This window comes from Synechococcus sp. CS-197 (genome assembly GCF_025128215.1).
Lineage (GTDB): Bacteria > Cyanobacteriota > Cyanobacteriia > PCC-6307 > Cyanobiaceae > Synechococcus_C.
Genome location: NZ_JAHLZC010000012.1, coordinates 1 through 24,652 on the forward strand (window position 1 = coordinate 1; position 24,652 = coordinate 24,652).

The 24,652-nt window shown below is 62.3% G+C and carries 28 protein-coding genes; 15 read left to right on the forward strand and 13 right to left on the reverse strand.

Annotated elements, in window-relative coordinates; all coding sequences use genetic code 11:
- From KQ296_RS04670 to KQ296_RS04685, 4 genes are all read left to right on the forward strand, one after another.
- On the forward strand, positions 1-1,576 hold a 1,576-nt coding region (locus KQ296_RS04670), incomplete at its 5' end, for an iron uptake porin (RefSeq protein WP_259726371.1).
- Between the two features lie 200 nt (positions 1,577-1,776).
- On the forward strand, positions 1,777-2,745 hold the full coding sequence (gene cysK / locus KQ296_RS04675) for a cysteine synthase A (protein WP_011934122.1): 969 nt from the start codon (positions 1,777-1,779) through the stop codon (positions 2,743-2,745).
- Positions 2,746-2,750: 5 nt separating this feature from the next.
- A complete protein-coding gene (locus tag KQ296_RS04680) occupies positions 2,751-3,458 on the forward strand; it encodes a J domain-containing protein (RefSeq protein ID WP_011934121.1) in 708 nt (235 codons plus the stop codon).
- Entirely contained in the window at positions 3,458-5,554 is a 2,097-nt protein-coding gene (locus tag KQ296_RS04685) for a phospholipid carrier-dependent glycosyltransferase (protein ID WP_011934120.1), read from the forward strand. Before KQ296_RS04680 ends, KQ296_RS04685 begins: the two co-directional genes overlap by 1 nt.
- On the opposite strand, the gene KQ296_RS04690 is transcribed toward KQ296_RS04685, so the two are convergent.
- Positions 5,533-5,790, reverse strand: a complete 258-nt coding sequence (locus tag KQ296_RS04690) for an NAD(P)H-quinone oxidoreductase subunit O (protein WP_011934119.1) — start codon at positions 5,788-5,790, stop codon at positions 5,533-5,535. The two genes, KQ296_RS04685 and KQ296_RS04690, sit on opposite strands and share 22 nt — an antisense overlap.
- A gap of 57 nt (positions 5,791-5,847) precedes the next feature.
- Here KQ296_RS04690 and KQ296_RS04695 point away from each other — a divergent pair, with 57 nt between their 5' ends.
- Both KQ296_RS04695 and KQ296_RS04700 read left to right on the forward strand, forming a co-directional pair.
- Entirely contained in the window at positions 5,848-7,101 is a 1,254-nt protein-coding gene (locus KQ296_RS04695) for a cation:proton antiporter (protein WP_041428692.1), read from the forward strand.
- A gap of 32 nt (positions 7,102-7,133) precedes the next feature.
- Positions 7,134-8,081: a TIGR01777 family oxidoreductase gene (locus KQ296_RS04700; RefSeq protein WP_011934117.1), complete on the forward strand. Its 948-nt coding sequence runs from the start codon at positions 7,134-7,136 to the stop codon at positions 8,079-8,081.
- On the opposite strand, the gene KQ296_RS04705 is transcribed toward KQ296_RS04700, so the two are convergent.
- The 4 genes from KQ296_RS04705 to KQ296_RS04720 form a co-directional block, all read right to left on the reverse strand.
- Positions 8,017-8,292 carry a hypothetical protein gene (locus tag KQ296_RS04705; RefSeq protein ID WP_011934116.1) on the reverse strand — a complete coding sequence of 92 codons (276 nt, stop codon included), beginning with the start codon at positions 8,290-8,292 and terminating at the stop codon, positions 8,017-8,019. The two genes, KQ296_RS04700 and KQ296_RS04705, sit on opposite strands and share 65 nt — an antisense overlap.
- Positions 8,289-9,494: a lipid-A-disaccharide synthase-related protein gene (locus KQ296_RS04710; RefSeq protein WP_011934115.1), complete on the reverse strand. Its 1,206-nt coding sequence runs from the start codon at positions 9,492-9,494 to the stop codon at positions 8,289-8,291. Before KQ296_RS04710 ends, KQ296_RS04705 begins: the two co-directional genes overlap by 4 nt.
- Before the next feature lies 1 nt (position 9,495).
- A complete protein-coding gene (locus KQ296_RS04715; RefSeq protein ID WP_011934114.1) occupies positions 9,496-9,915 on the reverse strand; it encodes a hypothetical protein in 420 nt (139 codons plus the stop codon).
- Positions 9,916-9,978: 63 nt separating this feature from the next.
- Entirely contained in the window at positions 9,979-10,371 is a 393-nt protein-coding gene (locus tag KQ296_RS04720) for an iron-sulfur cluster assembly accessory protein (protein WP_011934113.1), read from the reverse strand.
- Between the two features lie 70 nt (positions 10,372-10,441).
- Here KQ296_RS04720 and zds point away from each other — a divergent pair, with 70 nt between their 5' ends.
- The 3 genes from zds (at position 10,442) to KQ296_RS04735 (ending at position 12,939) form a co-directional block, all read left to right on the forward strand.
- On the forward strand, positions 10,442-11,908 hold the full coding sequence (gene zds, locus KQ296_RS04725; RefSeq protein ID WP_011934112.1) for a 9,9'-di-cis-zeta-carotene desaturase: 1,467 nt from the start codon (positions 10,442-10,444) through the stop codon (positions 11,906-11,908).
- Between the two features lie 4 nt (positions 11,909-11,912).
- Positions 11,913-12,362, forward strand: a complete 450-nt coding sequence (locus KQ296_RS04730; RefSeq protein WP_011934111.1) for an SRPBCC family protein — start codon at positions 11,913-11,915, stop codon at positions 12,360-12,362.
- A gap of 214 nt (positions 12,363-12,576) precedes the next feature.
- Positions 12,577-12,939, forward strand: coding sequence for a hypothetical protein (locus KQ296_RS04735; RefSeq protein ID WP_259726372.1), 363 nt, complete (start codon positions 12,577-12,579; stop codon positions 12,937-12,939).
- Here the strand turns inward: KQ296_RS04735 and KQ296_RS04740 are convergent.
- Genes KQ296_RS04740 through KQ296_RS04760 form a run of 5 tightly spaced genes read right to left on the reverse strand, consistent with a single transcriptional unit; the run spans position 12,909 to position 17,238 of the window.
- Positions 12,909-13,727 (reverse strand): uroporphyrinogen-III synthase, encoded by an 819-nt coding sequence (locus tag KQ296_RS04740; RefSeq protein ID WP_011934109.1) that lies wholly within the window; start codon positions 13,725-13,727, stop codon positions 12,909-12,911. The two genes, KQ296_RS04735 and KQ296_RS04740, sit on opposite strands and share 31 nt — an antisense overlap.
- Positions 13,724-14,932 carry a TPR domain-containing glycosyltransferase gene (locus tag KQ296_RS04745; RefSeq protein WP_011934108.1) on the reverse strand — a complete coding sequence of 403 codons (1,209 nt, stop codon included), beginning with the start codon at positions 14,930-14,932 and terminating at the stop codon, positions 13,724-13,726. The genes KQ296_RS04740 and KQ296_RS04745 overlap by 4 nt, the downstream gene beginning before the upstream one ends.
- 36 nt (positions 14,933-14,968) lie before the next feature.
- Positions 14,969-16,621, reverse strand: coding sequence for a glycoside hydrolase family 3 N-terminal domain-containing protein (locus tag KQ296_RS04750; protein WP_041428691.1), 1,653 nt, complete (start codon positions 16,619-16,621; stop codon positions 14,969-14,971).
- Entirely contained in the window at positions 16,608-17,030 is a 423-nt protein-coding gene (gene rbfA / locus KQ296_RS04755; RefSeq protein ID WP_011934106.1) for a 30S ribosome-binding factor RbfA, read from the reverse strand. Before rbfA ends, KQ296_RS04750 begins: the two co-directional genes overlap by 14 nt.
- A gap of 1 nt (position 17,031) precedes the next feature.
- Complete coding sequence (locus tag KQ296_RS04760; protein ID WP_011934105.1) at positions 17,032-17,238, reverse strand: DUF751 family protein; 207 nt, start codon at positions 17,236-17,238, stop codon at positions 17,032-17,034.
- Between the two features lie 59 nt (positions 17,239-17,297).
- On the opposite strand from KQ296_RS04760, the gene KQ296_RS04765 reads away from it, so the two are divergent.
- Complete coding sequence (locus tag KQ296_RS04765; RefSeq protein WP_011934104.1) at positions 17,298-18,026, forward strand: glutathione S-transferase family protein; 729 nt, start codon at positions 17,298-17,300, stop codon at positions 18,024-18,026.
- Here KQ296_RS04765 and KQ296_RS04770 read toward each other — a convergent pair.
- Complete coding sequence (locus KQ296_RS04770; RefSeq protein ID WP_041428690.1) at positions 17,995-18,717, reverse strand: DUF6816 family protein; 723 nt, start codon at positions 18,715-18,717, stop codon at positions 17,995-17,997. The genes KQ296_RS04765 and KQ296_RS04770 overlap by 32 nt on opposite strands.
- Between KQ296_RS04770 and KQ296_RS04775 the strand changes: the two genes are divergently transcribed.
- Positions 18,716-18,979, forward strand: a complete 264-nt coding sequence (locus KQ296_RS04775) for a chlororespiratory reduction protein 7 (RefSeq protein ID WP_011934102.1) — start codon at positions 18,716-18,718, stop codon at positions 18,977-18,979. The two genes, KQ296_RS04770 and KQ296_RS04775, sit on opposite strands and share 2 nt — an antisense overlap.
- A gap of 3 nt (positions 18,980-18,982) precedes the next feature.
- Here the strand turns inward: KQ296_RS04775 and KQ296_RS04780 are convergent, their stop codons facing one another.
- Positions 18,983-19,558 carry a shikimate kinase gene (locus tag KQ296_RS04780; protein ID WP_011934101.1) on the reverse strand — a complete coding sequence of 192 codons (576 nt, stop codon included), beginning with the start codon at positions 19,556-19,558 and terminating at the stop codon, positions 18,983-18,985.
- Positions 19,559-19,609: 51 nt separating this feature from the next.
- Here KQ296_RS04780 and KQ296_RS04785 point away from each other — a divergent pair, with 51 nt between their 5' ends.
- The 4 genes from KQ296_RS04785 (at position 19,610) to KQ296_RS04800 (ending at position 23,011) form a co-directional block, all read left to right on the forward strand.
- Positions 19,610-20,530 carry a 6-carboxytetrahydropterin synthase gene (locus KQ296_RS04785; RefSeq protein ID WP_011934100.1) on the forward strand — a complete coding sequence of 307 codons (921 nt, stop codon included), beginning with the start codon at positions 19,610-19,612 and terminating at the stop codon, positions 20,528-20,530.
- Between the two features lie 12 nt (positions 20,531-20,542).
- Positions 20,543-21,229, forward strand: coding sequence for a dihydrofolate reductase family protein (locus KQ296_RS04790; protein ID WP_011934099.1), 687 nt, complete (start codon positions 20,543-20,545; stop codon positions 21,227-21,229).
- Positions 21,230-21,430: 201 nt separating this feature from the next.
- Positions 21,431-22,612 carry a GNAT family N-acetyltransferase gene (locus tag KQ296_RS04795; RefSeq protein WP_011934098.1) on the forward strand — a complete coding sequence of 394 codons (1,182 nt, stop codon included), beginning with the start codon at positions 21,431-21,433 and terminating at the stop codon, positions 22,610-22,612.
- Positions 22,613-22,636: 24 nt separating this feature from the next.
- Positions 22,637-23,011, forward strand: coding sequence for a DUF4346 domain-containing protein (locus KQ296_RS04800; RefSeq protein WP_011934097.1), 375 nt, complete (start codon positions 22,637-22,639; stop codon positions 23,009-23,011).
- 25 nt (positions 23,012-23,036) lie between these two features.
- Here KQ296_RS04800 and KQ296_RS04805 read toward each other — a convergent pair whose 3' ends face one another.
- Complete coding sequence (locus tag KQ296_RS04805) at positions 23,037-24,611, reverse strand: B12-binding domain-containing radical SAM protein (RefSeq protein WP_011934096.1); 1,575 nt, start codon at positions 24,609-24,611, stop codon at positions 23,037-23,039.
- Positions 24,612-24,652: the final 41 nt, after the last annotated feature.

A 24,652-nucleotide genomic window follows, 5' to 3' on the forward strand; every position in this document is an offset into this window, starting at 1 on the left:
CGACCGCGTCACCGAAGTGACCGACGAGCTCAAGCGTCTGATGAAGGAGTTCGAGAAGGAACTCGCCATCCTCAAGGGCCGCGTGGACGGTCTGGAAGCCCGCGTGGGCGAACTGGAAGCCACCCAGTTCACCACCACCACCAAGCTGAAGGGTCAAACCACCTTCGTGACCGGTGCTGTGAACGCCGGCGGTGACGACGGTTCCAAGTACATCTACGACACCAACGCCACCTACTTCGACGACTCTGCTGACGCTGTCAAGCAGATCGGCAAGGTGGAGCGCAAGAACCGCAACACCGTCTTCAAGAAGAACGGAACCCGCGGTGGTGCCAACGCCTACAACCGCAACTACGGCGCCTGGACCTTCAACTATGACCAGCGCCTGAAGCTGAACACCAGCTTCACCGGCAAGGACCTGCTGGTTGCCCGTCTGCGTACCGGTAACTTCAGCAAGAGCGGCAACGGCAACGCCTTCGGTGGTTCCGGCGTGAACCTCACCGCTCTCGACATCGCCACCGATTCCGGTGTGCAGGACGAGAAGGCCAACATCGTCACCCTCGACCGTCTGTTCTACAAGTTCCCGGTCGGCAAAGAGTTCACCGTGGTTGCCGGTGCTCTGGCTCGTAACACCGAGTCCATCGCTCTCTGGCCCTCTGTCTACAACAAGGGTGCCACCAAGATCCTCGACTGGACCGCTCTGATGGGCACCAGCGGTGTCTACAACAAGGAGACCGGACAGCTGATCGGTGCTTACTGGAAGCAGAGCGTCGACAAGGGTCAGAACGCTTTCAGCGTGTCTGTGAACTATGTGGCTGACGACGGCAACGGCAGCTCCACCGATCCCACCACTGGTGGTTTCCTCACCGATAACTCCGAAGCCAGCTTCCTGGCTCAGGTCGGCTACGCCGGTCCTCAGTGGGGTGTGGCCTTCGGTTACCGCTACGGCCAGTGCGACAGCGGCAACGGCTTCCGTCGTGGCACCGAGTTCGCCAAGCAGGACAAGTGGAACAACAACTGCTTCTACGTCCCCACCAAGACTGTCAACGTTGACGGCACCAAGTACACCGTCCCCAATGGTGATCCCAAGAAGCGCTCCGGTGCTTCCACCAACAGCTACGCGCTGAACGCCTACTGGCAGCCCGAGAACCCTGGTTTCATCCCCTCCATCTCCCTGGGCTGGGGCATCAACCAGAACACCACCAGCAACAAGCGTGGCGGCACCCCCGTCAACAGCCAGAGCTGGATGGTGGGCCTGAAGTGGGACGACGTGTTCCTGAAGGGCAACGACCTCGGCTTCGCTGTGGGTCAGCCCACCTTCACCACCGGCCTCGAGTCCTGCGACGGCAAGCGCAGCGACAAGCGTGAAATTTGTGGTTCCACCCCCTTCGACGGCAACTACGTCTTCGAACTGTTCTACAACTTCCAGGTCACCGACAACATCAAGGTCACCCCTGCGATCTTCTACCTGTCCCGCCCCATGGGTCAGTTCACCAACAACCTGGTGGAGAACGGTCAGGGCTACGACGGTCAGTTCAACGTGTTCGGCGGTCTGATCCAGACCACCTTCAAGTTCTGATCTGACATCAGCACGATCTCCGGGGTCCGTTTGTACGGGCCCTCGAGATTCTTGTCCTCACACAGTTCACTCTTCACACACTTTGAATTCCCCCTCAATTCGAGGGGGTTTTTTATTGACCGTTGACCTGACCATCAACGCACTGCTCAAAACGTGCTGATGATGGGTTGGGTTGAACAGAGCGCGAGCCCCGGGTTGCTATGGCGATTGCCCCAGACATCACAGCCTTGGTGGGATGCACGCCCATGGTGCGGCTCAATCGTCTGCCCAAGGCCTGGGGATGCACGGCCGAGATCGTGGCCAAGTTGGAGAGCTTTAACCCCACGGCGTCGGTGAAGGACCGCATTGCCGGCGCGATGGTGGAGGCCGCTGAAAGCGCTGGAACCATTGCCCCTGAGCGGACCGTTCTGGTGGAACCCACCAGTGGCAACACCGGAATCGCCCTGGCGATGGTGGCAGCGGCCCGAGGTTATCGGCTGATCCTCACAATGCCCGACACGATGAGCACGGAACGCCGGGCGATGCTCAGGGCCTATGGAGCTGAGCTGCAGCTCACTCCAGGTATGGAGGGGATGCAGGGAGCGATCGAACGGGCGCGTGAACTGGTTGACGAGATCCCTGGGGCCTACCTCCTCCAGCAGTTCGATAACCCCGCGAACCCTGCGGTGCACGCAGCATCCACAGCCGAAGAGATCTGGGCTGATACTGAGGGTTCCCTGGATGCTGTGGTGGCCGGGGTGGGGACCGGGGGAACCATCACCGGTTGCGCCCGAGTGCTGAAAGAGCGCCAGCCCAAGCTTTCGGTGGTCGCCGTGGAGCCGGCTGCCAGTCCGGTGTTGGCGGGTGGCGTTGCTGGCCCCCATCGGTTGCAGGGAATCGGCGCTGGCTTCATCCCGCCCGTTCTGGAGATGGATCTCATCGATGAGATCATCGCGGTCAGCGACGATGAGGCCATGGACGTCGGTCGGCGTCTCGCCCGGGAAGAGGGTCTGTTGTGCGGGGTGAGCAGTGGTGCCGCGGTGGCTGCTGCGCTGAGGCTTGGGCAACGCCCAGCCATGGAGGGCCGGCGCATTGTGGTGATCCTGGCCAGTTTCGGAGAGCGCTATCTCTCCACACCGATGTTCAGCACTGCGGCGCCGCTTCCGGCACGCCGGGACGCTCAGCTGTGACTCTGATGCCAGATGGTCTCGATCCCTATGCCGTGCTCGAGGTGGGATCCACGGCGACGCAAGCTGAACTCAAGGCTGCCTACAGGCGCCTTGTGAAGCAGCACCACCCCGATGCCGGTGGGTCAGACGAAAAAATCCTGGCGTTGAACGCCGCCTGGGAGCAACTGGGCGATCCTGAGAGTCGTCGTGCCTTTGATCGCAGCAGCAGCAGATCTGCAGAAGCGGCGAGGGACGAGGCCAGGGCGCGTGGGGCCCGCAATGCCCGTGCCAGTCAGGCGGCACAGCGGGCCAGTGGTCGTTCGACCAGTGCCGATCAAGATTTGGCGGATTGGTTGAGGAAGGTCTACGCCCCGGTTGATCGTTTGATCGGCCAGGTGATCAATCCCTTCGCCTCCGAACTCAGGGCCTTGTCGGCCGACCCCTACGACGACGCCTTGATGGAGGCGTTCTGCACCTATCTCGAACAGAGCCGGATCCGGCTCGACAAGGTCAAAACCCTGTTTCAATCCATCCCAACGCCGGCTTCGGCCCGAGGCTTTGGCCTGAGTGTCTACCACTGTTTCTCCGAGCTGGAGGATGCGGTGACGGAGCTGGAGCGTTACACGATGGGCTACGTGGACAGCTATCTCCACGACGGACAGGAGATGATCCGCGAAGCCAGGCAACGCCGCAAGCGCCTCCAAGAGGAGCGTCGCCGGCTGGAGATCGGCTGATGACTGCGGGGTTGTTCCGGGCACTGCTGTTGCTGGTGTGGGTGCTATCCACGGCCGTAGACCGGTTGTGGTGGTCGCACCATGGCGGCTTGCCGGCCTGGGATCAGGCCGACTATCTCAACAGTGCCCTCGATCATGGCCGGGCTCTTGGTCTGATCCCGGGAGGAGGCTGGCTGGGGTGGCAAGCCCTTCTCGACCTGTCTCCAAAAATCCCGCCCCTCGCTTCTCTGGTGAATGGTGTTGTCATCGCAGTGAGCGGTGATGCCCCGGCTCAGGCCGCATGGAGTCTCAGCCTCTGGAATGGGTTGCTTGTGTTTGCCACCGCAGGCTGGGCTCTCTCGCTTCGCTCCCCGCAGCGTTTGGCCAGGGAGTTTGCCTTGCTGGCCGCAGCAGCTGTCTCGCTGACGCCCATGTTGCTGGAATTGCGCACGGACTATCTGCTGGAGCTGCCTCTCACCGCTTGCGTGCCCCTGGCGCTGTGGCGCTTGGGCTGCTGGTTGGATCCAACGCGGCCTTCATCCTGGTGGAAGGCTTTCGTTGCCGCCCTGGCGGTTTCGGCGGCGTTGCTGGTGAAACAGAGTGCTTTGCTTGTTTTCATTCCAGCTTGCGTCTGGGCTCTCGTTGTGGCCTTGCGCTCAGGCCTGCGTCGCCAGGCGCAACTGGCGTTGGGACTGGTTGTTGTGACTCTCGGTCTTCTGCCTTGGCTGCGCCACAACTGGATCACCACCCTCGGGGGCACGAACCGGGCTGTGATCGAGTCAGCGGCTCGGGAGGGTGACCCCGGTGTGCTGACCTTGGCCGGCTGGTTCTGGTACCCCCGTCTGATTCCTGATCAGATCGGCTGGGTGTTGCTGGTGATCGGTGGATCGGGTTTGGTCCTGCTGCTTCAGCAACGGCGCTCCGGGCTTGTGGCGCCGCCTCGGGATGGTTCCGACCGCGCTCAGGCCTGGAGCTGGCTGTTGGGGATGTTGCTGCTGGGCTGGCTGTTCACCAACCTCAGCCCGAACAAAGATTCCCGCTACATCGCGCCCCTGCTGCCACTGGTGCTGTTGCTGCTGAGTCGGGGCTGGTTGCAGTGGGGGCTCTGGCTCCGGCGTCGCTGGCCTGTGCAGGCGCGCTGGTTGCCGGGTTTGGCCCTGGCGGCAGGGGGGCTGGCCGCAGCCACACCAGCCTGGATGCAGCAGTCGGCACGGTTGCAGAACCGTCATCAAGGCCCCTTGGCAGCGATTGTGCGGCGTGCGGGAGGTGGCGTGCCAGGCGCTGAGCCGAGCACCCTGATCGTGGTGCCGAGCACCCCTGATCTGAATCAGCACAACGTCAGCTACTACGGACGCCGCAATGGAGGCCAGTTGGTAGGGCGTCAGCTCGGTGGCAGCCGCGCTCACGTGCAGCCGGTGCTGGATTACGCCGAGCTGGTGCTGCTGGCGGAGGGTGACCAGGGATCGGTGCGCAAGGCGGCCCGGCGCCTGGATCGGGCCGTGCGGGATTCCGGGGTCTTCACGCGTGTGGACACGTTTCCCCGTCCTGATGGGGGCAGCTATTCCCTGTGGCGCCGGCGTGCTGACGTACCCGCATCGCCCGGGTTTGATCAACGCTTCCCCGCGTTGGCATCCGCCTTGGAGAGGGGACCATCTGGGCTGGATCCGATCTTCAGCAGCGTGGCGATCGAACACATGCTCGACGGCCACTTTCTCTATAGGGGGCCTGCACGCAAGGCTGCTCTTGCCCGGCTCAACATCGACTCCGGCGATCGTCAGGCCAGGTGGACGCTGGCATTGCTGGCTGTTTTAGCCAACCGCCCGATCGAGGCCTCCAAGCAGTTCGCTGCCTTGGAGCAGGTTCTTCCGGATAACCCTTGGCCCAGTGCGTTTCGTGCTGTGGTGCTGCTGGCTGGTTGGGACCCAGCCCAAGCTGCTGCTGTGGCAGCTGCGGCCAACACACGACTCGGTGATCAGCCCGTGCTGATGGGCCTCGATGCTTCAGCTTCGGTGCTCTCGGGAGCGATCTGGCGGATTCCGGAGGCGATCGACCTCGTTCCCAAGGCCATTCGTGTGATCGAGCAATCGCTCGGCACTCAGGAGAACGCCTCGAGCTGATCCATGCGCAGCCACACGTCGGGCACGGGCCGCCGCCAGCGCACCTGTCCGTAGGTCCCTTTCACCACAAGCAGTTCACCGGGCCCCTCGAAGATGTAGGCCGGGGGGTGGGGGTCACTAGCACCCGCTTCAACGCTGCCCTCATAAGCCGCCCTGTTCACACGCACCAGAGCACCTTTTTTCAGTGCAGGAGGGGCTTTTGCGGCAGGAGCAGGGCTCGACGGTGTCTCGGCCATACGGGTCGGTCTTTGTTCGCCAGGCTAGAACCCTTGCACGCGACGCCAGCCCTCCATTTGGACAACGGCCTTTCGATCTATCTGGTGGCCTTCGGCGGTCTTCTGCTCGTGTCGGTGCTCCTCGATGACTTGGCGGCGCGGGTGCGGGTGCCAGGAATCCTCATGGTGCTCCTGCTCGGCCTCCTGATCGACAACCAGGTGGAGGTGTCCAACACGCGCGAGCTCACGCTGCTGAGCCTGGACCATGCCCAGCAGATCACCCAGGCGGCGCTCGTGCTGGTGCTGTTTTTTGGCGGACTGACCACCAATTGGAAAGAGGTGCGGGGGGTGATCCGGCCTGCCGCGCGTCTGGCCACCATCGGCGTGCTGATCACAGCCGCGTTGATCACCGGCGTGGGGATCGGGTTTGATCTGGCCCGAGGTGGTGCAGCTCTCACGCAGATCGTGCCGCGCAATCTCTTTATCGGCGCCATGGTGGCCAGCACGGACGCCTCGGCGGTGCTGGCACTGCTGAGGCCCCTGCAGGGCCGGCTGCCCCAGCCGCTGATGGATCTGATCGAATGCGAATCGGGCTTCAATGACCCGATGGCCGTGGTGCTGGCCGGTCTTGCCCTTGCCCTGGTGGGCGGGGATGGCGTCGGTGCTGGTGTGCTGGTGACCGATCTGGTGCGTCAGTTTCTGCTCGGAATCCTGATCGGTTTCCTGGGTGGAAGCCTCACTGTTCAGCTCCTCGGCACCCGGATGGGCCTGAACCAGGCCTCGATGCTGCCTGTGGTGAGTCTGGCGCTCCTGATGGTGCTCAGTGGGGGCACGTCTTTGCTGGGAGGCAGCCCGCTCTTGGCGGCCTATGTGGCGGGGCTGGTGCTGGGCAACAGCGACAGCCTGGATCAGGCGGTGTTGGAAGAAGCGCACTCGAGCTACGCGAAGATGGCCGAGCTGCTCCTGTTCCTGTGTATGGGACTGGTCGTCGCGCCTCAGGATGTGGTGTACGCGGCCGGAATGGCGTTCCTGCTGTTTCTGGTGATGCAGCTTGTGCGGTTGGTCATGGTGCACCTCCTGCTGTGGCGCACACCGTTCAGCTCGGGCGAACGCATCTTTGTGTGCTGGGCTGGTCTGCGCGGGGCCGTGCCGATCGCCTTGGCCATCAATGCCTGGTCGTCCGGGGTGAGCTGGGGCGTGTTGATGCCTCCCCTGGCTCTTGCGGTGGTGCTCTATGGCTTGTTCATTCAGGGCTTTGCCCTGGTGCCCCTCGCTCGGCGCATGAATCTCACCCTTCCGGATCCCGGCGCTGATTCCTCATCGGCTGCCTAACCTCGAGCACCCTGTTTCTGCGCTCACCTCCCATGCGTCTTCTGCTGATCGGATGCACAGGCCTGGTCGGGCGTGGGTTGATCCCTCTCCTGCATGAAGCTGGCCATCAGCTCACTGTTGTCAGTCGACGATCAGCCTCTGCGGTCGGCCTGCCCGACCGTCTCGCTTCCGAGCTTCAGTGGATCAAGGCCGATCCAGCAGCAGCGTCCAACTGGGCCTCCTCAGCAGCCTTGACCCAAGCTCTCGCAGCCTGCGATGGCGTGGTGAACCTGGCCGGTGAGCCGATTGCCGAACAACGCTGGACGCCCCAGCATCTGCGCCTGCTCGAATCCAGTCGGCTTGAGACCACCCGTCGTCTTGCGGAGGCGATGGCTGCGCTCGAGACGCCGCCTTCCGTGCTTGTGAATGCATCGGCGGTTGGCTATTTCGGCACCAGCGCCAACGCCCAGTTCGAGGAGACCAGTGCTCCCGGTTCCGATTTTCTGGCGGGTCTTTGCCAGCGCTGGGAGCAGGCGGCCGCGGCGAAGCCCGAGGCCACCCGACTGGTTGTGTTGCGCATCGGCATTGTGCTGTCAGCAGACGGCGGGGCGCTCGCGAAGATGCTTCCGGTCTTCCGGACTGGATTCGGTGGACCAATCGGCTCGGGGCAGCAATGGATGAGCTGGATCGAGCGCAGCGATCTCTGCCGCATGATCCAGAGCGCTCTGGAACAGCCCTCCTGGTCGGGAGCGATCAATGCCGTTGCCCCTGAGCCCGTTTCCATGGCCGACTTCGCTTCGGGGCTCGGACGCTGCTTGGGGCGTCCCAGTCTTCTGCCGGTTCCCGGTCCCGTCCTCCAGCTGCTGCTCGGCGATGGCGCTCAGGTGGTGTTGGAAGGCCAGCGGGTGGGCTCCACCCGTTTGCAGGAGCTCGCGTTCAGTTTCCGTTATCCGTCGCTTGACGCTGCACTCGCCGCTGCCACCAGCTCCAGCAGCCGTTGATCAAGGCTGAGGCGATCAACAAACCGATCGCAGGGGTGAACAGGGGCTCCCAGAGGCGCTGAAACTGACGCATGGGAGCCTCGATCCCCTGGCTGCTCCCCAGAATCGCCACGGCGAACCAGCCGGCACCGCCCAGCACCAGAAAAACGTCAAGCACCAACACGCGGTCGAGCCAGCGCTTCCAGAGCGGTTCCTGCAACGGTGGTGTCATAACGGCTGCTGCACCAAATCGGAAATGGCTTGGGCCATCCTGGCGCCTCCTCCTGAAGGGCCAAGCCGTTGCAACGCTTGTTGGTGACATTGCCGTTGCAGATCCGCGTCGGAGTGGCTCCTCTCGAGGAGATCGATGGCCAGCCTTGCCGACGCTTCCAGAGTGGCGGTTTCGCCTGGTTCGCCCTGGGCACAGAACACCGTGGGCCCAAGCAGGCGTCGCTGGGCTTCGGCAAAGCCCGCGGTGAACTGGGGTCCTCGGCCAGCGAGCTGCAGCACGGGGCGTGCCAGTCCCACCGCCTGTTCCGCTGCAGTCCCAGCCATGCACACCAACAGATTCGAGCTGTGCAACACGGCTGCGAATGCGCCTCGGCGCACATGAATGCGGCGCGGCCCCCGCTGGAGTTGCAACCCTGAGCCACCGGGTTCTGCGGTCAGCGTCCAACCCCACGGTTGCACCAGGGCGCGTAGCGATCGGTCGCTGAGGGAGGACACGAGCGCCAGATCGACCGTGAGCACGCCTTGCCTGAAGAGCTCGCTGGGCAGGTGCTCGATCATCTGCAGAAGCAGACCAAGATTTTGCTCAAGCTCCGGCCGGCGGCTCCCTGGGAGGAGGCCGAGCCGTTGCCGAGCGGCAGGCAGTCTCCCGGCATCGGCCAGCACCGGATCCATGAAGGGATTGCCGAGAAAGCGCACCTCTCGGGACAGTTGACCGCTGAGGTCATCAGCCGTGCATTGATCCCGGCTGAAGACGGCATGAAAGCGGCGGCTCTGGAGGCAGGTGGCGCAGGGCCATGGCAAGCGCAGTCGGCCCTCGTAATGGCTGGAGTAGGCCACGAGATAGGTGGCCACAGGGCGCCGGCACAGCCAGGCCGCCATCACCGGAATCACATCGCCCACCACCACCACCACGTCGTAGCGATGGCCGATGCGCAGCAGCCGCAGCAACCGCCGGAGCAGATAAACCACCTGCCCTTGGATCAGTTCAGTCATCCGCCCGCGCAGGCTGGTGTAGCCCAGCCCACCGGTGCTGAATTCCTGCGTGCTGCCGATTAAATCAATGCCCGCATCCCGGTAGGGCTGACCCTTGCCCACCAGGGGCAGGGCTTCCACGGTGTGCCCCAGGCGTGCCAGTGCCCTGGCCAGCAATGAACCTGAGAGATCTTCGCCGTGACCGTTGCTGAGCAGGAGCAGGCGCCCCACCTCAGAGCTCCAGCCAGGCCTTCACCTTCAGCAGAGCAGGCCACTCCGGACGACGCTTGAGACCATCAGCGATCGACTCGCGCAGATCGCCTGCCACGTCGGGTGCCACGGCGAGAACCTGCTGGACCACCTCAATGTGATCGCGCACCCCCTTGGCTTTGGTCTCCAGCATGGCCAGGCAGAGGTTGATCCGCGCCTGCGGGTCTTGAGGGTTCAGCTTGACCGCCATGCGTCCTGATCGCAGGGCGTCGTCCGGCTGTTCGCAGAGCAGTTGAAGCCAGGTCAGGCAGGTCCAACCAGCCGATTGTCTGGGTGCTGCGGCGGTGATCGTCTCGAAATCCCCAAGAAGGTCTGCTGCAGGCACACCGTCCTGATAGCGGGCCATCGCCTGTTGGAAAAGGGAATCCTGGGTGTCGTCCATCGATGATCGACCGATACAGCAATCCGTTCAGATTCCCACAGCAGGCCGAGGGAGCCGCCGGTTTTAAACCGCGAAGGAGCTGCCGCAGCCACAGGTTTGGGTGGCATTGGGGTTGGTGAAATTGAAGCCGCCTCCGATCAGCGCTGTGCTGAAGTCAAGCTGCATTCCGTAGATGTACAGCAGGCTTTTCGGGTCGCAGATCACGCGGAAGCTCTGGCCGTCAGAGGCCACGTACTCGTAGCTTTCATCGTCGCTTTGGGTGTCTGAAGCCGGCACGAAATCCATCGTGTAGCTCATGCCACTGCATCCACCAGAACGCACACCCACCCGCAACACCTGGTTGTCACCCTGTTCGCTGCAGAGCTTGGCCAATTGCTGCATGGCCGGTTCAGTGATCAGGATCCCCTTGCCGTCTTTCGCGGTGTGCGCCGGCGCAGTGCTTGGGGTGGAAGTCATGGGAAACACAGGCTGGTTCCCTCACTCTATGGAGGCTCATACATAGAGTCGCTTCAGTTGTGCAGATCATGTGCGGGTCGCGATCGTTGGTTCCGGTCTCGCCGGCCTCTCCGCTGCTGTGGATCTGGTCGATGCCGGTCATGAGGTGAACCTCTACGAAGCTCGGCCTTTCATGGGCGGCAAGGTGGGCAGCTGGGTGGATGACAGCGGCAACCACATCGAGATGGGGCTGCACGTGTTCTTTTTCAACTACGCCAATCTCTTTGCACTGATGCGCAAGGTGGGCGCCTTCGAGAATCTGCTGCCGAAGCAGCACACCCATCTGTTTGTGAACAAGGGCGGGGATCTGCGGGAGCTGGATTTTCGTTTTCCGATCGGTGCACCCTTCAACGGCCTCAAGGCGTTTTTCACCACGCCGCAGCTGAGCTGGATCGACAAGCTGCGCAATGCCCTGGCCCTGGGGACCAGCCCGATCGTGCGCGGTTTGGTGGATTACGAAGGGGCGATGCGCACCATCCGAGCGCTCGACTCGGTGAGCTTTCAAGATTGGTTTGTGGGCCATGGCGGCAGCCCCGAAAGCATCCGGCGCATGTGGAATCCCATTGCCTATGCCCTGGGCTTTATCGATTGCGAGGCCATCTCAGCGCGCTGCATGCTCACCATCTTCATGATGTTTGCGGCCAAAACCGAGGCTTCGAAACTCAACTTGCTGAAGGGATCGCCCCACCGCTGGCTCACGGGGCCGATCCTCGACTACATCCAGCAGCGCGGCGGCAAGCTCCACCTGCGTCACAGGGTGAAGCAGGTGGAGTACAGCGAGGGTGAATCCCCTGAAATCACAGGCCTGCAGCTGGGAACGCCCGAAGGAGAGATCCGTGTTGAGGCCGACGCTTACCTGGCTGCCTGTGATGTGCCAGGAATTCAGAAGCTGCTGCCCAAGGAGTGGAATCGTTATCCCCAGTTCGAAGCGATCCATCAGCTGGAGGCTGTGCCTGTGGCCACCGTTCAGCTCCGCTACGACGGCTGGGTGACCGAACTGGGCGATGCCCAGGAGGCGCAACGCTGCGATGTGGCGCATCCAGCAGGTTTGAACAATCTGCTCTACACGGCTGACGCCGATTTCAGCTGCTTTGCCGACCTCGCCCTGGCCAGCCCCGAGGATTACCGCAAGGAGGGTGAAGGCTCGCTGCTCCAGTGCGTGCTCACACCGGGTGATCCCTGGATTCCCAAGTCCGTCGACGACATCGTTGCTCACACGGACCGTCAGGTGCGCGAGTTGTTCCCCTCGGCCCGCAATCTCAAGCTCACCTGGAGCAATGTGGTGAAGCTGGCTCAGTCGCTCTACCGCGAAGCCCCTGGCATGGAGCCCTACCGACCTGAGCAGAGCACTCCAGTGCGCAATTTCTTCTTGGCCGGCAGCTATACCCGTCAGGATTACATCGATTCCATGGAAGGGGCCACGATGAGCGGACATCTCGCTGCCGCCGCCATCCTGAAGAAGCCGGCCCAGCTGGCCACGAACACCGCAGTCGCCTGAACCCATGGGACGCTGGCTTGAACATTCCGTGACCACCGAGGTCAACGCTCCCGTGGATCGGGTGTGGGCAGTCTGGAGCGATCTCGAGGCCATGCCCAAGTGGATGCGTTGGATCGAATCGGTGAAAACCCTGGATGATCCCGAACTCACCGACTGGACCCTTGCCGCCCAGGGATTTCGGTTTCACTGGAAGGCTCGCATCACCCAGCGCGTTGAAGCGCAGCAGCTGCACTGGGAATCCGTTGGTGGTCTGCCGACCAAAGGCGCTGTTCGTTTTTACGCAGAGCAGCCGGGACGGACTGCGGTGAAGCTTTCAGTCACCTATGAGCTTCCCGGGGTCTTGGCACCGCTGATGGAACCCACCATCCTGGGTGGGATTGTTACCAAGGAGCTTCAGGCAAACCTTGATCGATTCCGGGATCTGGTTGAACGGGAACAGGCATCCGGGGGCTGAAGCGCGTGCCCGAGGCCATGGGGCTTGGGCATCGGTGCGTGGAGCGAGCCTGGCGGGGCTTCTTTCGATTCTGATCAGTGCTTGCGGCAGTGACGTCCCAAACACCGTCGCCCCAAACACCGTCACTCCAAACTTGAAGCCGCCTCGGATTGAGGATGCTGTCTCTGAGCTCCCCAGCCGTTCCCCAGATCGGATCGCTCCCCCTTCCTCGTTCGTGCCCCTGCCCAGTCTTGAGCAGGTGCTCAGCGCGGTTCCCGATGGCCGCCCTGATCCTTTTGCTCCTGTCGCTGCTGCTGTCTCGGCATCGGCCCAAGAGTCCAGTGCTTCCGATGCTGATCAACCGCAGGGCCTGGGGCTTCAGGTTCAAGGGGTGCTGGCGGTTGGTGGTCAGCGTCGCGCCCTGGTGACCACATCAGAAGGCTCAGGACCGGTCTGTGTTGGCGCCAGGGGACGTTGCCCTGGGGAGTCGAGCGGCTTATTACCGGTGGGATGGGTGGTGCAGGCCATCGATTTGCGCCGAGGTTGCCTCACCGTTTCGGTGGCCGGTCAAACCGAATCTCCCTTCTGTATTGCCTGAACACAAGCCATCACCAGACCTTCGAGGTCATGGGGATGGGCTTCCTGGTCCACACGGCCCAGCAGCTTGCGGCAACGATCACTCGTCTGCGGACCGATCGAAACCAGGGCAGTCCGTTTGAGCCTGGCCGTCGCCTCCTCCTCCCCCAGGCTCTCTGCCAGCAGGTGTGTGGTGTGCAGCACCGTTTTGCCGCTGGTGAAACAGATCGCATCCACCGACCCGGCTCGCAAGGCATCCAGCGTTGCGGCGGGAATCGCTTGCGGACAACGCGATTCATAAGCCGGCACCTCCACAACCCGTGCGCCGGCTTCGCCGAAGGCTTCGCCCAGAACGGTGCGCCCGCCACTCTGGACCCTTGGAAGCAGGATGCGCAGCCCCCAGCCTGAGACCGGGAAGTGTTCGATCAGGCTGTCGGCGACAAACTCGGGGGGCACGAAATCCGCCTCCGAACCCAGCTCCTCCAGGCGCTTGGCGGTCTTGCGTCCCACCGCTGCAATTTTGAGGCTGGCCGGTCGATGGGCCAATGCCTTCCCTTGCCTTTGCAGACGCTCTTCAACGGCATTCGCGCCGTTGGCGCTGGAGACGATCAGCCAGTGGAAGGTGTCCCATTCAGCCAAGGCATCGTCGAGGGCACCCCAGTGATCCGGGGGGCCGATCTCCAGAGCCGGTAGATCGAGAACATCGGCACCGAGCGCTTCCAGCAGTCGGCGGCCTTCACTCTGCTGTTCCATGGCCCGGGTCATCACCACCGTGCGTCCCTGCAGCGCAAGGGCCTGGCCATCCGTCATGACGCACTCCCATCGAGCTTCACGATCCCGCTCACCTGGGCTTGAAGCGCCCCGGCCTCTTCGGCACGGTTCTGTTGATGGAGCTTGTCGATCGCTGCGCGGAAGCTGGCGCGTGCTCCGTCGATATCGCCACCTATCAATCGCGCGACGGCGAAGTTCTGGTGGCTTTCCGCGTGATCGGGATTGAGCTCGAGGGAACGCTCATAGGCGCGTAGGGATGCGGCGAGGTCCCCCCGGCGTCGTTCCATCAGGCCGAGGTTGTACCAGGCCAGCGCGACTTCAGGGGCACGCTGGCAGGCCGTGGTGGTGAGCTGAATCGCCTCATCCAGCTGATTGGCCTGCATCAGCAAGGCGGCCAGGTTCAGCCGGGCACCGAGGCTCAAACGCACATCCAAGGGCAGATCAAGCGCCTGCCGGTAAAAGCCTTCGGCAGCCACTGCATCTTCAGGCGCCAAAGCAATCCCCAGGTTGAGGAGCAACTCGTAACGCTCAGCCGTTCTCCCGGCTCCATCCGGCAGCTGTTCAAGCCCTTGGCGCAGGAGATTGACGCCTCGCTCATGGTTGCCGCTGCTCACCTCCAGTGCCCCAAGCTTGGTGCAGGCGTAGGGGTCACCCGGCTGATCCTCCAGCCACTGCTCCATCGACTGGCGCAGTCGCTCGGCCTTGTCACGCCGATTGAGGAGGTCGGGTCTGTAGCCATCGTGCAGCAGCGCCGGTTCCGCGCAGTTCGCCACCCGCCAGTGCGGTTCCTGCTGAAGGATCTCGGCCACGCTGTCGTCAATCATCGAGTGATAAGGCCGGCTCCAGCAGATGCGTGCGTCGCGTCGGAACAGCCGGCTCACATTGGAATACGGGGCCATGGCAGCACCGAGTTCGTGGCGAAGCAGATTGATGACCAGCACATCCGGTTGCGCCATCAAGGCTCGGATCGCTGGAATCGCCTCGGCGCGCAGGCGTTCATCGGCATCCAGCACCAGCACCCAGTCCCCCCTCACGTGTTCGAGTGCCGCGTTTCTCGCTGGCGCGAAGTCCCCGGGCCAGTCCAGCCGTTCCACCTGGGCACCGGCAGCTTCAGCCAGGGCCACGGTGTTGTCCGTTGAACCGGTGTCGAGCAGAACCATCTCGTCGACGAAGCCTTTCACTGAGTTCAGGCAAGACTCGATGCGCTCGGCTTCGTCGCGGACGATCATCGAGAGGCTGAGCATGACGGCGTCCCGTACTGGCGCTGAGATTAGTGCCGTTCAGTCGGTGAATTCGCCTCCCAACTCGAGCATGTGCTCCTCCCCCAGCAACCGACCCATCAGCATCTGCTGGGCTTCGGCCATCTGCCCAGGGCTGTAGGCGGCGGGAATGCTGCTGGGGAGAAGCGCTCGCAGGCTCTCCCACCGGTAAGGGCAGCCATACACCGCCAGCCCCGCCAGGCGGTTCAGTGCCAAGAGCTGGCGGATGGCTGCCGGCCAAGGGTCATCACGATCACGGCCTGCGCGAAATGGATTGCCGCGTAGAAACAATTGCAGCAAAACCGGTCCTTCCCCGAGTCGATCCAGGGCCAGAGGATGGTCGGCCTGTGGAGGGTCATGCCAGGGGCTGATTCCAAGCTCGTGGCAGAGGATCGGCCTGAATCCGCGGCGTGCGGGCCAGCTGATGGCTGGCGCCTCAGGGCGCAGGAATGGGCAGGCCAGCACACCGTCCACGCGGATCAGGGTCACACCGCCACCGGCAGGGGCATCGACCGGAGTGGCTCCCTGGACTTCGAGAGTGGCGCCCACGAGTTCGAGGGCGAGTTGGTGTTCTTCTGCCGTTTCTGCTGCCGTTTCTGCTGCGTCCGGTGGTGAGGGGGCTGTTGAAGCCGTTCTGTTCTGACGTTGGCGCTCGCGGCAGCGTTGCAGCGCCTCCCGCCGTCTCTGTAAAGACTGCTCGAGGCGCGAGGCGGGAAGGCGTCCGCTCGCGAGGGCTGCGCAGACAGCGTTGATGGCTTCGTCAGCATCAGCGGGCATCAAAATCAGGTCAGCACCGGCTTCGAAGGCCTGCACGGCAGCCTCACCGGGACCCACCAAACCTGTGATCGCCTCCATCACCAGCGCATCGGTGACGATCAGTCCCTGGAAATCAAGGGACACTCTGAGCAGGTCGGTCAGCACCTTGGAAGACAGGGTCGCGGGCCGCTCGGCATCCAGGGCTGGGATCAGCAAATGGGCAGTCATGACGCTCTCGACGCCTGCAGCGATCAGCCGCCGGAATGGTTTGAGTTCGAGTTGCTCGAGCCGCTCCCGCGCATGCGCCAGCACGGGGAGCTCCAGATGGGAATCCTGAGCGGTATCGCCGTGTCCGGGGAAATGTTTGGCGCAACCAAGAACGCCTCCAGCCTGCAAACCGCGCTGGAATGCCTCAGCCAGTGCACCGGCGGCTTCTGGAGCCTGGCCCCAAGCCCTCACATTGATCACTGGATTGGCCGGGTTGCTGTTGACATCGCAGACCGGCGCCAGCACCCAGTTGAGTCCGCATCGGCGAGCCTGGTCAGCGGTGCAACGCCCATAGCGTTCCGCGAAACGAATCGCCGCCGCCGGGTTGTGCCCATGCAAGCGACCCAAGGCCAGCGGTGGCACCAGCCAAGTGGCGCCCTCAAAGCGCTGACCGACCCCTTCTTCCACGTCGGCGCAGAGAAGCAGATCGTCATCAGCGGCCCAGGCGCGCAGGGTTCGGCAGCGCTGCTGCAGTTCGGTGGCTGTGCCTCCCAGCAGAATCACCCCGCCGACGCCGTTCTCCAGTTGGCGTTGCAGCTCACTGTTGCTGAGTTCCCAGCGTGGGTATCGCCGTTGCTGATCGCCGGCATGACCGCTGGCTCTCACCACCAGCAGCTGAGACACCGCCCGCCGCAACTCAACTGGGTTCATCGTCGTGGCAGTTTTGAGCATCGTCACTGCCTGGGGGGATCTCCCCCCGCTCCTGGCGTTCGCGCTCGAGGTCCCCGAGCAGTCCCAGAACGGAGGCTCCCTTCTCCAGGCCACGGTCGAGATGGAACACCACTTCCGGTGCCCGCCGCATCTGCAAGCGACGACCGAGCTCTCCGCGCAGGAAGCTGCTGGCTGCTTGCAGACCCTCCATCACCTGGGCTCTGCCCTCAGGATCGGCCAGCACACTCACGAAGATTTTGCAGTGCTGCAGATCGCCGCTCACGTCCACTTGAGTGATGCTGATCAGTCCCTGATGCACGCGGTCATCGCGGATGCCGTGCATCAGGAGTTCACTCGTTTCCTTGCGGATCAGAGCTGCAACACGTTCAACCCGTCGTCCAGGAGCCATCTCAGCTCATTGGTGCTGAAGACACCATGGCACGCAACACCAGAGCGAGGCTGATGAAGCCACTGATTAAGGCTCCGATCAGTGCCACGGCGGTCACGGGATTGCTGCGGCGACGTGCCAGCGGTTCCGCAACGGAATTGAGCACGCCGAGGCTGAACGCGATCAGATAGCGCGGGTAGCGGGTCACATTGACGAAGAACTCGCGCATGGCGATGGCGTTGATCCGTTTCTCATGGCTACTCTGCCGGTCCCTGCCCCGGTCTGGACATGCTGGAGCTCCACCAATTCCGCCACTCCGCCTTCTGCTTGAAGGTGCGGATGACGCTCCACGCCAAAGATCTGAGTTTTCGTGAGGTGGAGGTCACGCCCGGACTCGGGCAGCTGTCTGTGTTCCGGATGTCGGGTCAGCGCCAGGTTCCCGTTTTGGTGGATGGTGATCAGGTGTTCGCGGACTCCAGCGCGATCTGCCGCTATCTCGAAACGCTGCGGCCCGAGCCTGCTCTGCTTCCCTCTGATCCACTCCAGAGGGCTCAAGTGGAGCTGATCGAGGATTGGGCTGACACAACCCTGGCCGCGTCCACCCGGGCTGCTCTCCTGCAGGCTGCAGCCGACGATGGTCAGCTCAGGCTGGCGCTTCTTCCGGATGATTTGCCGGCGCCATTGCGTCAGGTCATGTCTGGGGTGCCTGGCGGTTGGTTGAGCACCTTGGGCGATCTGCTCGGGCAAGAGCAGAGGGCGTCCATGCTCAGCAGTCTCACGGCTCTAGCCGAAGGCCTCGACCAGAACGGATATCTGGTTGGCAACAAGCTCACCCTGGCGGATCTTGCTGTCGCTGCTCAGCTCTCCCTGCTGCGCTTTCCTTCCTCATCTGGAGACGCTCTGGCTGGCCGCGGCGTTCCCGGCCTCAGCGATCATCCACGCCTGCAGTCGTTGTTCCACTGGCGTGATCAGCTGGAAGCCCAGCTCAATCAGCGCGACCCTGCGGCAACCGAGTGAGAACCAGCCGAAACCGGCTGCTGCGCCCTGCGAGGGTCTGATCCGTTTGCAGTCCTGGGGCCCCATAACTCACCTGCCGCTGATCCGCGCAGATCTTGGCGTCGCACTGCTCGTAGCGCGTCAGGGTTTCGATCCTGCTCAGTCGCGGCGCTCCTGGGCCATGCACGATCTGAAGCACGAGCTCATCACTTAGAAATGCCTCTCTGCCGTTGTCAGTTGGCACCACGGCCTCACGGCGGCCAATCACGCTGGTTTCCAGCAGAACATCGCCGCTGAGCCTTGCCAGTTGACGGTTCACACGCTCGGGGTCCTGCTCGACCGACAGAAGTTTGTCCCCCAGAAGCGCTTTGCCGATGGCGGTGGCGTTGAACGGGCGGTCGCCCACCAGTTGCCCTGCCCGATTGCGTTGGAAGCGTGCCCTGTGCAGCAGAGGAGGTTCGCTCTCGAGGATCGAACCATCCTGGTTCACCGTGTCGCTTTGCACCTCCCAGTCACCCGCGAACCAGTCGGGGTAAATCAGATCCTGACGGGCCTTCGGCCGGGGCAGAGGTGCAGGCAGCGACCACTCGGGCCATTCCAGCGCGCGTTGCTCGAGCAATGATGCTTTGGCTGGTTGTGCAGCGTTCGCACCCGTCACCATCAGCAGCTGCAGCAGCATGGTGAACAGCACAAGCAACAGCCTCCGCTTCATGTCAGACCCCCTGATTCGATCGCTTGATCACTACGTGGTGCTTGTTCCCGGTGAATCTGAGCAGCTTTTAACGGCCGCCGCCACCTTGACATGGCTGACGGAACGACTGACGGCGCTCAATCCATGGCCTGAAGATCTTCGCGGATGCGATGGGGCGAGCGAAGCCGCAGAGCGCCTGCTCGATACCGCCTGTGAACTGGAGACCTCGCCAGGAGTCTGCGTGCAGTGGTATGCCGTCCGCCTGGAGCCGCCTCAGAGCTGATGGTCAATCGGGTCGCTGTTTCGGTGGGTCCTGGATCAGCGTTGGCAGCAGTTTCAGAATTCCGTCGGCCACCTCATCCGGCGGCTCTGCATCGATCACCACCGTGAGATCGGCTTCGGCATACATCGGCCGACGGGCCGTCAACAGTGTGTTCAAGGCCAGGGCAGGGTCCTGTTCATGCAGAAGGGGTCGCGGTGTGTCGTCTGACTCCAGCCGTTTCAACAGCCTTTGCTGCTCCACGTCCAGCCAGATCACGATCCCCTGGTGCATCGCGCCCCAGTTTTCAGGGCGCGTCACGGCGCCGCCCCCTGTCGCCACAACGAGGGAGTGGCGCTGACTAATGGCGCTGAGCACCTGGGTCTCGAGGTTGCGGAAACCGCTTTCACCTTCGCGCTTGAAGATGTCGGGGATGGTGCAGCCAGCGGCCTGCTCGATCACAGCATCGGCATCCACAAAGCCGTACTCCAGGCGTTGGGCGAGAGGCCGACCGGTGCTGGTTTTTCCGCTCCCCATCATCCCGACGAGATACAGATTTCGGCCGCCAAGCCGCTGTCTGAGGGATGGAACAGGATCCAGCATGGCTCCGAATGGCTGTTAGCTCATTAGGATGCCTGCCGGCCGGACCTTCACATGACTGAAACGAAGTCGATCGCCCGGCATGGCCAGGGTCGCGGTTGCGTGATCACCCGCCGAGCCTGTTTCAGCGCCAGTCACCGCTACTGGTTGCCGGAACTGTCTGCTGATGACAACGCAGCGCGCTTTGGTGCCTGTGCGCTGGCTCCCGGTCATGGACACAACTACGAGCTCATCGTGTCGATGGCTGGTGGCCTCGATGCCGATGGCATGGTGCTCAACCTCTCCGAGGTGAAGCACGCCATCCGTAAAGAAGTCACCGACCAGCTCAACTTCCGATTCCTGAACGACGCCTGGTCGGACTTTGATGTGTCGAAACCGGACGGTTGCCTGCCAACCACCGAAGCGCTCGTGCATCGCATCTGGCAGCGGCTTTCACCTCACCTGCCGATCACGGCACTTCGCCTCTACGAACAACCGGGCCTCTGGGCCGACTACCTCGGACATCCCATGGACGCCTTCCTCACGATCCGCACCCATTTCGCTGCTGCCCACCGTCTGGCAAGGCCTGAGCTGAGCCAGGAAGAGAACGAGCGCATCTACGGCAAATGTGCCCGCCCCCACGGTCATGGTCACAACTATCTGGTGGACGTGACCGTGCGCGGTGCCATTGATCCCCGCACCGGCATGGTTTGCGATCTCTCTGCGCTCCAGCGCCTTGTGGATGATCTGGTGGTGGAGCCTTTCGATCACACCTTCCTCAATAAGGACGTGCCCTTCTTCGCGGAGTGCGTCCCCACCGCTGAAAACATCGCCCTGCACATTGCCGACCGTCTTTCGGGTCCTGTGGGGGCCATTGGTGCGCACCTCCATAAGGTTCGTCTTCAGGAAAGTCCCAACAATGCGGCTGAGGTTTATGCCGAAATGCCCCAACTCGACATGACACCAGCCACGTTGGAAGCGGCGGCACCGGTCTGATCCCATCCCTGGATGACCCATCAGACAACAGTCAGGCTGGTGCTGGCCGTCAGCCTCGACGGACGTCTGGCCTATGCCCAAGGTGGCGCTTCCCATCTGGGTGGTTCCGGTGATCGCAGGGCTTTAGAGGAAGCTCTGGCCTGGTCGGACGCGGTGTTGATCGGGGCCGGGACCGTGCGGGCCCATCGTTCCAGCTGTCTGATTCATGCCCGGGATCTCCTCGAGCAGCGCCAATCCACAGGACGCCCTCAACAGCCTGCCCTGTTCGTTGTGGCTCGCGACGTGGAGTTCCCTCAGCATTGGCCGTTGTTTCAGCAGCCCTTGGCGCGTTACCTCCTCAGTCCAGGAGGGGGCGGTGCCGAAGGATTCCTCGAAGGCTTTCCCCTCGCTGCATCATGGGCCCAGTCCCTGGCCAGCCTGGCGGCCCATGGCTGGTCAAGAGTGGTGCTCTTGGGGGGAGCTCGACTTTGTGAATCAATGTTGGCGGACGATGCCGTCGACGAGCTGCAGCTCACCCTCTGCCCTCGCGTTCTCGGTGGCCCTTTTGGCTGGGTTCCGGCCAACGCCCAAGCTCTCCCTGAGACCCTGGCCGCGGCGGATGCCTGGTTGCTGGAGCACAGCCGGCCCCTGGGTGGTAACGAGCTGCTCGTGCGTTACCGGCGTAACCGCAGCATCAAGTCGTCGAACGGAAGGTCTTGAAGGCTTGAAGCCGGCAAGCTGCTGCTCCAGCGTGGGGCGGATCCACTGCAGCAGGGGGGGGCAGACGTCCAGCCAGCGAGGCCATCAAGAGAGGCTGCCAGGCTCTTGTCCAGATCAAGGGTCGACACGATCGATCCTTCGGTTTCGCCTCTTTGATCCCACCTGGTTAGGGTTTCTTCTCTGCCTGTGCATTGGCCTGGGATGGCGTCGCTTTCGGCCCGCTGGCATCGCAGCATCAGCGAGATTCCTGAAGAGCAGTGGGACCAGCTGCTTGGTGATCAGATCTGCCCCTTTTATCGCTGGACCTGGCTGCTGGCGTTGGAACGCTCCGGCAGCGTGGCTCCCGACCAGGGTTGGCAGCCTCTGCATCTGTCGTTGTGGCGGGACGACGACCAGCTCGTTGCCGTCGCTCCTCTGTACCTCAAGGGCCACAGCTATGGCGAATTCGTGTTTGATCAGTCGTTCGCGCGCTTGGCCGGTGATCTCGGGTTGCGGTACTACCCGAAATTGATCGGGATGAGCCCGGTGAGCCCGGTGCAGGGTTATCGCTTCCATGTGGCCTCCAGCGAAGACCCCCAGGAGCTCACCACAGTGATGCTCGGCTTGATCGATGATTTCGCCGCACGACACGGCATTCTCAGCTGCAATTTCCTTTACGTGGATCCCGCCTGGCAGCCACTGGCGCAAGCAGCCGGTTGTGCCAGCTGGCTGAATCAACAGAGTTTGTGGTCTTCAGACGGCCAACAAACCTTCAATGATTATCTCGCTGGTTTCAACGCCAATCAGCGTCGCAACATCAAACGGGAACGCAAGGCCGTGCGTGCTGCCGGCCTCACGGTGACACCGATCACCGGGGACGCACTCACTCCCGTATTGGTGTCGAGGATGCACGACTTCTATGCGCAACACTGCGCCCGTTGGGGGCCCTGGGGCAGCAAATATCTGGATGCCAGCTTTTTTGATCGGCTTTGCGATCCCTCACTGGCGGAGCATGTTGTTCTGTTCAATGCCCACCGTGGTGACTTGAACGAACCGGTGGCCATGTCGCTGTGCGTCAAAGACGCCCAGCACCTCTGGGGGCGCTATTGGGGGAGTGATGAGGAGATTGATTGCCTCCATTTCGAGGTTTGCTACTACGCCCCAATCGAGTGGGCCCTTCAGCAGGGGTTGGTGAGTTTTGATCCAGGAGCCGGTGGCAGTCACAAGCGCCGCCGGGGTTTCGTGGCTACGGCACGAACCAGTCTTCATCGCTGGTATGACCCTCAGATGGATACTCTGATCCGCGCGTGGCTTCCGCGGGCCAATGCCCTGATGCAGGAAGAGATCGAGGCCATCAATGCGGACCTGCCGTTCCGCGCTCAACCCCCAGATCTTGGACGTTGACCAGCTGATTCGTAGGGTGACCTGATGACTGATGGCACCCCTTCCCTCGATGACCAGCTCTCCCAGCGTTTCATTGCACTGGACCCCAGCGGATATTTTCTGATCAGGGTGGATTCCCGTGCGGGCGAGCTCGTGGCGGAGCACTTCCGCAACGATGTGGATGACAAGGGCCGTGCCACGGATCCTGAAACCGGTGAGGTGCTCAGTTGCCGAGGGGGAAGCCAACGCGCTGCGACCGTTTGTTACCGAGGTCGAACCGCGAAGGAGTTAGGAATTGCGCTCACGGAAGGGGAGGGACCGCACCCGGTGAGCCGCCTGGATCACGCGCTTTATCTCGGACGGGAACTCCAAAAAGCTGAGGCCTGCCTACTGCAAGGCAAGCCTTACGTTCAGGATTGAGCGGTTTTCAAGCGAGCCTTGATACTCAAACGGGTTGAAGCTCCTTGGATTCGCTTGGTTCCTCGGGTGGCAATGATTCCAGTTGCTCCCTGATTTCGCTTTGAACGATGGAGCGGTACTCGAGGAAGTGCTCGTTGTGTGCCAGCACCACGAGGAACTGCTCGAGCAGCGCTGGATTCTGTGTGGCCATGCCAAACATGTAACGCCAGAAGCGTCCGCGCGTGCTGCGCTTGAGCCCCTGTCTCCAGATCACGATCGAGAGCGCTTTGAGATCGGTCAAGGTCGGCAGCTGGGTGGACCCCTTCCAGCGAGGAGCGCCCATCTTCAGGTAGTAGGAGTACACCCGATCCATGTAGGCATTCGGCTCATACAGAGCACAGAACGCCTCCACGTACTCATTGGCGATGTCTCGGATCGGTCTCGTGGGTTTGAAATTGAGCAGATTGGTCTGATTCACGCCCTTCGCGGCGTCCTTGTCTTGAATCAGGCGACCTTCCTTCTCAAGGCGATACCAGAGCGCTGTGTTGGGCAGTGCCTGCAGCATTCCCATCATCGCCGCGGGGATTCCCGTGCGGGTGACGAAGTCCACGATGCGACGTCCGGCCCCATTTTTTTCACCATCGAAACCGATGATGAAGCCAGCCATGACGCGGATGCCGTTGGCAGTGATGCGGTCCACGGCCGCGTCCAGAGGGTTGCGGGTGTTCTGGATTTTGCGAGACGTTTCGAGACTGGCTTCATCAGGCGTTTCAATGCCAAGAAACACGCTTTCGAAACGAGCCTCATGCATCATCCGCATCATTTCTTCGTCGTCGGCAAGATCCACTGATGCCTCTGTGGCGAAGCTGAAGGGGTAACCCCGCTCTTCTTGCCAGTGTTTGATCTCCGGAAGCAGCAACTTGGCATTGCGCTTGTTACCGATGAAGTTGTCGTCCACAAGGAAGATCGACCGTCTCCACCCGAGGTCGTAAAGGCTCTGAAGCTCCGCCACCAGCTGGTCAGGCGTTTTGGTGCGGGGCTTACGGCCGTAGAGAACGATGATGTCGCAGAACTCGCAGTTGAAGGGGCACCCTCTGGAGAACTGCACGCTCATCGAGTCGTAAGCGTCGAGTTCGAGCAGATCGAAGCGAGGGATGGGGGTTGAGGTCACATCGGGTTTTTCCCCTTCGGAGCTGAACCGGCCGCCACTGTCTCCTCTCTGGATCGCTTCAACGAACATCGGGAGCGTGATCTCTCCTTCATCCAGAACTTTGAAATCAGCATCCGCGATTTCAGGGGCGTCGGGCGTTGAGCTCGCGTAAGGGCCTCCAACGGCCACGGGAAGACCCCGGCGCTTCGCTTCCTCGATCTGAACCTGCATGTCGTCCTTCTGGACGATCATTCCTGAGATCACCACCAATTCAGCCCAGTTCCATTCGGCTTCGGTGATCTCTCGAACATTGCGGTCGACCAGCTTCATCTCCCATTCCTGGGGAAGGAGCGCTGCCACGGTGACGAGGCCGAGGGGCGGGAGCAGAACCTTGCGATTCACAAGCTCCAGGATTTTTTCGTAGCTCCAGAACGTCTTCGGGAACAGGGGATAGATGAACAGAGTGCGCATAATCCGAGGTCGCGTTTGTTGAGCTCGAGTGCTGACGGTCG